The sequence below is a fragment of the Aeromonas sp. Y289-2 genome, from assembly GCF_027705925.1.
In the GTDB taxonomy this organism is placed as follows: Bacteria; Pseudomonadota; Gammaproteobacteria; order Enterobacterales; family Aeromonadaceae; genus Aeromonas; species Aeromonas veronii.
In genome coordinates, this window is the sequence record NZ_JAPDCH010000023.1 from 24086 (window position 1) to 31103 (window position 7018).

11 protein-coding genes are annotated in these 7018 nt (G+C 53.5%); all 11 read right to left on the minus strand.

From position 1 onward, the window contains the following. Positions 1-8: 8 nt before the first annotated feature. A complete protein-coding gene (locus tag OKC43_RS20635) occupies positions 9-1493 on the minus strand; it encodes an SrfA family protein (protein ID WP_182935919.1) in 1485 nt (494 codons plus the stop codon). A gap of 65 nt (positions 1494-1558) precedes the next feature. After that, positions 1559-2698, minus strand: coding sequence for a hypothetical protein (locus tag OKC43_RS20640; protein WP_270659340.1), 1140 nt, complete (start codon positions 2696-2698; stop codon positions 1559-1561). Between the two features lie 94 nt (positions 2699-2792). Then, positions 2793-3284, minus strand: coding sequence for a hypothetical protein (locus OKC43_RS20645; RefSeq protein WP_182935921.1), 492 nt, complete (start codon positions 3282-3284; stop codon positions 2793-2795). A 77-nt stretch (positions 3285-3361) separates the two neighbouring features. After that, complete coding sequence (locus tag OKC43_RS20650; RefSeq protein WP_270659343.1) at positions 3362-4084, minus strand: hypothetical protein; 723 nt, start codon at positions 4082-4084, stop codon at positions 3362-3364. A 235-nt stretch (positions 4085-4319) separates the two neighbouring features. Next, positions 4320-4844: a hypothetical protein gene (locus OKC43_RS20655; protein ID WP_270659344.1), complete on the minus strand. Its 525-nt coding sequence runs from the start codon at positions 4842-4844 to the stop codon at positions 4320-4322. A 28-nt stretch (positions 4845-4872) separates the two neighbouring features. Next, positions 4873-5199 (minus strand): type IV toxin-antitoxin system YeeU family antitoxin, encoded by a 327-nt coding sequence (locus OKC43_RS20660; RefSeq protein WP_270659345.1) that lies wholly within the window; start codon positions 5197-5199, stop codon positions 4873-4875. Next, positions 5196-5558: a hypothetical protein gene (locus OKC43_RS20665; RefSeq protein WP_258119974.1), complete on the minus strand. Its 363-nt coding sequence runs from the start codon at positions 5556-5558 to the stop codon at positions 5196-5198. Before OKC43_RS20665 ends, OKC43_RS20660 begins: the two co-directional genes overlap by 4 nt. After that, positions 5555-5770 carry a hypothetical protein gene (locus OKC43_RS20670; protein WP_270659347.1) on the minus strand — a complete coding sequence of 72 codons (216 nt, stop codon included), beginning with the start codon at positions 5768-5770 and terminating at the stop codon, positions 5555-5557. Before OKC43_RS20670 ends, OKC43_RS20665 begins: the two co-directional genes overlap by 4 nt. Beyond that, a complete protein-coding gene (locus tag OKC43_RS20675; protein WP_270659348.1) occupies positions 5770-6276 on the minus strand; it encodes a hypothetical protein in 507 nt (168 codons plus the stop codon). Before OKC43_RS20675 ends, OKC43_RS20670 begins: the two co-directional genes overlap by 1 nt. 164 nt (positions 6277-6440) lie before the next feature. Next, a complete protein-coding gene (locus tag OKC43_RS20680) occupies positions 6441-6779 on the minus strand; it encodes a hypothetical protein (protein WP_270659349.1) in 339 nt (112 codons plus the stop codon). 24 nt (positions 6780-6803) lie between these two features. Next, positions 6804-7018, minus strand: a 215-nt coding sequence (locus tag OKC43_RS20685; RefSeq protein ID WP_270659350.1) for a hypothetical protein, incomplete at its 5' end; no start/stop codon positions are given.

Sequence of the window (7018 nt, forward strand, 5' to 3'; positions counted from 1 at the left end):
TCCTGCCCTTAGGGATTTTTCTGGCGCATCTTGATGGGGAACTGCTGCTCACCCTCATTACGGCCCACGCAATCGGTGCCATTGTCCGTTCCTGGCTTACATTCGATTTGGGGGATCATATAGCTGGATCCATCAGCGCACTCTGCTTGCCCCAGATTATTAATACTCAATTGGCCGTCTTTCATTACGCCGCTAGCCGCACCCCGACACTCAACCCCATTGGACTGACGCAAGCTGACGCGGCCTTCACCCTCTTTGAAGCTGTATTGCAGTTGCAATGGCTTGCCGGTCTGGGTGTCCTGAATACCCCCGTTAACTTTCCAGTCACCGTCTAAAAACTGGGCGGGCCCATTGGCAATGGTCGGCGGTATTGTCAGCGCCTTACCTTGAGGTGCCGGATCTTGCGGAGTGCTATTACTCGGTGCGATATCAGTGCTAGGGGGACTTGCTGGCGGTAATGTGGGCGGCTCTAGGTCTGCAGCTGCGCCCGGCATCGAAGCTTGCGGGAGGCTTGTGGACACCGGCTCCTTACCGCTAGCCAGGGGGGCTGGTGGAGGCGTAAGCGGATCGCCTGACGCTAAAGCGGCGCTGTCCACCGTGGTATGCTGCTCTGATGCTCGACTAGGTACTGTCGCTGCCACATCAGTAGGACCATGCGCCACGGGCAGCGCTTGCCCTGATGAGGGAACAGCTACTGCACTATCCCTGAATATTGGCAAGCCCATAGATGATACGCCTGGCAGCGAAAAGCTGGGGACACAGGATCGCAGACCAAACAGCAATAATGCTAACAGAGCCAGCAACAACAGCGGCCAGAACAACCAACGCCAGCGACTCCACCAGCCCCCGGTCTGGATTGTCGGTGTTACCGGCTGGGCATACATGGGGGTTGCCGGCACCGGGCCTGTTGTTGGCACTATCTCAAACGCAGGGGCAAGCTCTGCGACGGGGGCACTAGCGACTACTCCCGGCGTAGTCAAGCTCGGGCTCACGGGCTTTAGCCAGTGCATCGGGTCACGTTGTTCGTCGTTATCATGCACAAATCCCCAAAACGTGATTACCAATACCCCATCCACCAGATAGACAAAATCCTGATCCGGAAAATTGACTACCTGTTTGAGCAAACTTGCAAAGACCCGCTTGTCGCCACCGCTGTCCTTGTTATCAGTGGTCAGCAGCTGCTCGCTCAGTGCCTGCACCGCTAGCTTAAAGGATTCAAGCTGCGAGTAAGCAGCCGCTCGCTCAAACTCAGTGGCACTGTTCCATGGGATCACATCTCCCGCAAAACTACTGTACCAGTCGGTTCTATCCCCCCCTTGATGGTTTTGCGGAATTGCCAAATGGCGTGCAAGATCGCGCCCCGTATCCAGACGACGAATGGTCTCCCGTAATTGGGAAGCCATACGGTAGACAGGGAACCCCGTCTCACCGAGCGCCTTAAACGCGGAATTATGACCACTGCGTAGTAATGGACCCTGGATGGAATCCTGCATCTATAAACCCTCAAAAAATCTAATTATGTTATGGCGAGACTCAGCCCTTGTGACAGCAGGACCGCTCAACCTTTACCCTTGGTTGAATGCCACTCTAGCCCCCATCCAAACGCCTTATCGATGCTCTTTCGATCGTCAAAATACTGGTTTATCCGTTCAACTTTGATCGCGCCATCAACATTGATTAACCGAGCGATGACACTAACGGGCATATTTTCCTCCCCTTCGGTCAAACGAGTCGTAATGGGTGGTTGACCGGGAATATGGATGGTGATGGTGGCCAGAGTATTTTGCCAATTGGAAGCACCGCTATAGATGAAGGCATAAATCAGCACCTCATCGATCTGCTGCCAATGAGAACCGTTAATTAGCAACCACTCCCCATGACTGTTTTCCCCACTACGATCATCTCCCTCCAACGCCACATAAGGCACGTTGTCATAATCACCAAACAGACGACTGAGCGCTTCAACCCCGGTTTTTTTCTGATTTTTCAGCCGAACAAAAGCAGCGACATCCAGATCAATCGCACTGTCTGGGTTAGGGTTACTCCAATTGAGATTGACCTGAATACGGCCATAATCGTGTTGCTTGACTAGGCTGACGTTGGGCTGTTCTTTGGTCAACTCGGTTAGCGGCTTACCACTAGAGGGAAGATCAACTGGGAATAACGCAGGCCAGCGACTCAGCAGCAGGCACCCTAGTAGCAGTGCCAAGAATATCGCAGCCAGACAGCCATAATGCCTGGCGGTAATCCGGTGCCCCTTGTGAAGCCTCGGGGTGGGTTCTTCTAGCTGAATTGGGTCTGCAGGCTGTTGCGGGATCCCCCAGTGAACCAACACCGGCTCACCATTGATGCCGTAGCACGCGAGTTGTGGTGTCTGCTTGAGCAAGTTATGCAGTCGCTCGGCAGGAACTGGCTCACCACGGCGAACCAGCTCTTCTGCCAGTTGACGGATCGCCTCTTGACGAAGCAGACATTTCTCCTGCAGCATGGCTTGTTCTGTAGCAGGGAGCGCATTCAGCAGTATGGGTTGCCCTTCACGCTCGCTCCACCACTCCAGATTACCATCGCGGCTACGACGCGCCGTCGCAAACAGGCTGGTAATTAGGGGAGGAAAATAACGACAGAGTACTGCAAGGCTCTGCTCATAATTTTCGAGCGCTTTTTCGTCAATCGGAAAATCCGATATTATTCGCTGCATAAAGAGACTTCATATCCAAAAGCGCGCTAAAGAGTGCTTGCTAACAAACACTCTGCTGCCAAGATGGCCTTAAGCTAGGTCGAAAAAATCAGCTCTAATAACCCAGACTTTGATTCAGCTCTTTAACCTTGGCTTCAAGGAGCGCAGCCTCCTCTCGCCTTGCTGCAACTTGAGCTGCATTATCATTTGAGGAGGGAGTGAACTGCTGTTCGGCCTGGGACAGAGCGCTGATTTGCTGCTGCAGCCCGACTTGGTTACCACCTTTAACTTTTAGTTGGGCAACCAGTTGACTCAAGGAGGCTTTCAATGCCTGCTGATCAGCCTGCTCTTGTGCCAGTGTTGTGTTTGAACGCAGCTTACGGCTTTCCATGTCGGTCAAAATTTGATGCGATAGTGCGTTGAGTTCCTGATTTCGTTGCAGCTGTTGCTCTTGGTCGTTGACCTTTTGGCGGTATCCTCCAGAGGAATCACAACTCATTTTTGTGAGGAGGCTAGCGCTACGGTTGGAAGGATCGCAATCAGCGGGAGTTGTGGCACAACCAGTTAATACCAGCAAGCTACTCAGATAGACGGCTCTAAATTTCATAATATTTTCCTATCAACATCCAGATAGACCCGAGATATTGACGACTCCCTTAACGATAATGATGTAATGGTTGATATTTAACCAACTGTGATAGCGCTGCGCTGGTCATAGAGGGCATTAACCTCTTTCTCTAATACGGCAATCTGCTTGTTCAGCTCAAGCACTTTGGTATTGACCATTGCCAACTCAGTCTCAGTTGCCTCACTCTGCTCGCTTTTGGCCACTTGCTGATACTCGGTCGCCTTCTTACGCATATTGGTCAACTCTTTGTTGAGTTGAGCCAGATCAGCATCGACTTTGCCAAGCTGGCGCTGTGCTACCGCCTTGTCAAAACCCGCTTGGTCTTTATCTTTAGCAATTTGGGTCAAGGTTTTACTATTGTCAGCAATTACCTGCTTGGCAGTATTAGTGCGAGCAACCACGACCTCGGTGTCTTTTTGAATGTCGTTGTTCATTGCCTGCAAACGATCGGTGGTATTGGCATACTCAGCGCGACGAGTATCAAGATAGTAGTTAGCCCCCATCGCCACACCACATGCAGCTATGCCCGCTTTTATTGCACACTGAGTTTTTTCTTCTGACTTCAAAAGCATGCAAGCTGCAACACCCATACCTGCCGCAACGGCACATGCCTGGAATCCAGATGCACTAAAAAATTCAGCCTCTTGCCCATTAGTAAGTCTTGAATCTGTTGCTGGTTGATTCCCTGTCACTGAGCTCCCAGTGCTAGCACAGCCAGAGAGAATAAGGCTGGCGGAAACCATTAAACAAATAGCTGTGCGTCTAGCCGTAATTTTCATCTTCAAAAACCCCGAACGTTGTAAAAAAATGAATCTATGCCTCTAAACAGCAATACTAACTCCGTTTGACACCAGACCCTATAGGCTCTCCATACTACAGCGGCGCACTTTTCAACACACCTCGATTCAGCTTTGACAAACAAAAAACTTGAGCATGGTCAAATTCCTATATGGATGTGACTAGACTTGTTTGTTAATTAAACAGTGCTACACCGCATGAATGAACGACTCAGCACTATAAGTAGTGAGTCACGATGCCTACCTCCCGATTGATACAGATAAACGCTGGGGCTTGCGGGTGGAACTGGTAGAGCCGCGCCAGTTCGGTACGAAACGCCTCAACGTTTGGCGCAATCACATGGTTGGTATCCCCTTCGGCGTAGGTAAAGGTCTCCAGCTTCTCTGTGTGAATCCAGATGCCGAAATACCAGGCGTCTTCCTCGGTATCGTATTGTTGCCAGCCCTGGGCCAGCAGCGTCCGGTCGTAGTAGTAACGGTCAGCCTGGTGGCTGCCCCGGTCAATGCGGCAGCCGGTCACGGTGAGCTCAAGCGGGATACGCCATGCCTTCAGAGCCTTCTTGACCCGGCGCAATGTGTGCCGTGCCTTGGCCTTCTCTTTGCGCGGGTCGTAGGGGTTCAGCTTGCTGCCCACGTAGTTGAGGATCCCCTCGGCATTGGCGGCTGCATTGTGCGTCAGCGTGTGCAGCAGGGCGGTGACGTCACGGCGGGCCAGTGTGCCCACGTGATAGAACTTGTTCATGATACTTCTCCTTGAAACAAACACCCCGCTAGTTAGCGGGGTGGTAGATGTCGAGGTAGAGGTAGCCGTAGCTGCGCCTCGGACTGGCTTCACACACCCAGCCCTTGTGTTCAAGGCGAAACACCTCGTCCATGTCGGTGCATATCTGGTATGCCTTGGCCATCTTGGTTAACTCACGCAGGAAGTGCGGCAGCACCGTGTCGCACTCGGCCCGCCACGCATCGTCTGGCTCGCCGTACATACCGGCACGGTCGCCCAGGAAATCAACATAACCACGTTGCAGAATGGCTCGAGCCCCCAGCTTGGGCAGATTCGGGGTGCCCAGTCCCCATGTCATGTGCTCGAAGATGCTCATGTGTGGCTGCTCCAGTTTGGGTTGTCGTTGGTGCCGTGGTTGAAGTAGGCACCCACAATGGTGCGTCGCCACTCCCCAACGGGATAGCCGAGGTCGTTGCACTCACGCTCCCACCACGCAAAGTTAATCTCGCGGGGCAGGTTGTCCACCATGTCCAGTGGACTTACGAACAGCGAGGTCTTGTGCATCGTTGGCACGGGCTTGATCTTGTCGGGGCCAGTGCGCTTGCCGGTCTCGTCATAGTCGTGTGCCCACTTCGGGAAGGTGAGCTGATAGGTAATGAGCCTATGCAAATCGCCATGTGCGCTCATTGCCTGAGCGACGGCGACCTGAGTGAAGCTATCGTTGAACTCGATCATGGGTGTTTCTCCATTTCTTCCGGTGAACGGTAAGCCGCTGCCAGCAGCGCAAATTGTTCGGCCAGATAACTGATGCTGATGCCCAATTCATCGCTGACTCCATCCCCCAGACGGAGATGCAGGTATGCCATGTCATCGGCGATGCGTTGGGCTATCTGGGCTGTACCGTCTGGTGGTGAACTCGTCATGGTCAGGGTGATGGAAAGATTCATCACATCTCTCCCCAAGGGGCTTGGTCCCACAGTGACAGCCGGGTCAGCACGTCTTGCGCTAAAGCTTGCTGAAACTGCTGTATCACCTTCACCAGCCGGGGAGCCTGCTCAGGGCTCCCACTCCATTCGCTCGATTGGTACAGGGCACTGCAGGTGAATTTGTACAGCGCCACCAGTTCGGCATCGGTGAGTGGTGCCTGGTGGTAACGGTGGGCAGGTTTAATCTGTCCCAGCTTGGTCGAGCGGTGCTGGCGTGGTTCTTTATGCTCCTGCTGACGCCCCAGCTGATAGCGATGCCAGACCGCCCGCCGATTGGCGAGCATCATCAGTCGCACTAACCGATCTACCCGCCACGTCCAGGTACTGGTTGTGTCTGCTGGTGGCAGCCACCAGAGGGATCGCAGCAACTCAAGGGTGTAATGGGGTGGCATGGGAGCATTGCAAAAGCGGTGTAACTGTACGGCAAAGGCAAGGTAGTCCTTGCGATCGATCATGAAGGCAGACATGGGCATAGTTCCTTGAAATGCAAAAGGCCACCTTCGGTGAGGTGGCCTTTTTGGGTGATGTCGGGATATCCGGATCATGGTGTGGGACCTGATGATCCTGGTTTGATGATCCGGGTGATCGGGTGGAAACGTGATCGGCATGTGATTGGGCGATCGACGGTTCGTTATTGGTGATCTTGGCGTGTGTCGGGGTGAGCAGCCTCAAACAGGATGGCGTAGAGTGCACAATCAATACCGTTGACGGCATCGTGGTGCGGGTAATAGGGCGGTGCTTCTCGGGATCGCTCGAAGTAGTCGCCAAAGCAGCTGAGACATTCACGGATCTCGATGGTGGATCCTTGCAGCAAGGTCTCTTCAAGCCGCTTGGCATATACCCTGTCATCACGGGCCTTGTTGACGGCCTCTTCCAGCAACACCTGCGCATCCTTGTTGCAGGCAGTAGCCAGGCCATGGCGCAGCTTCTCGAGAGTCTCTTCTAAGGTATAGGGATTGGGTAATCGCATGGTGCTTGTCTCTGCTTGGCCTAATTAGTGGCGTAGCTGATGCAGCAATGCATCTATGGCCTCGACACAATCGGCCTGGGTGAGCAGGTAGCTGTTAGGCAGGTGAGCCACGATGGCGGGCTCTGCCTGCATCTCGATGTTGTCTGCAAGCCAGCCGCGCAGCTCGATGAGGATATCGAGGGCGGTGAGGTGGGTTTTGCCTGGGGTCTGGTTCATAGCTGACCTCTTTCGGCCATCGA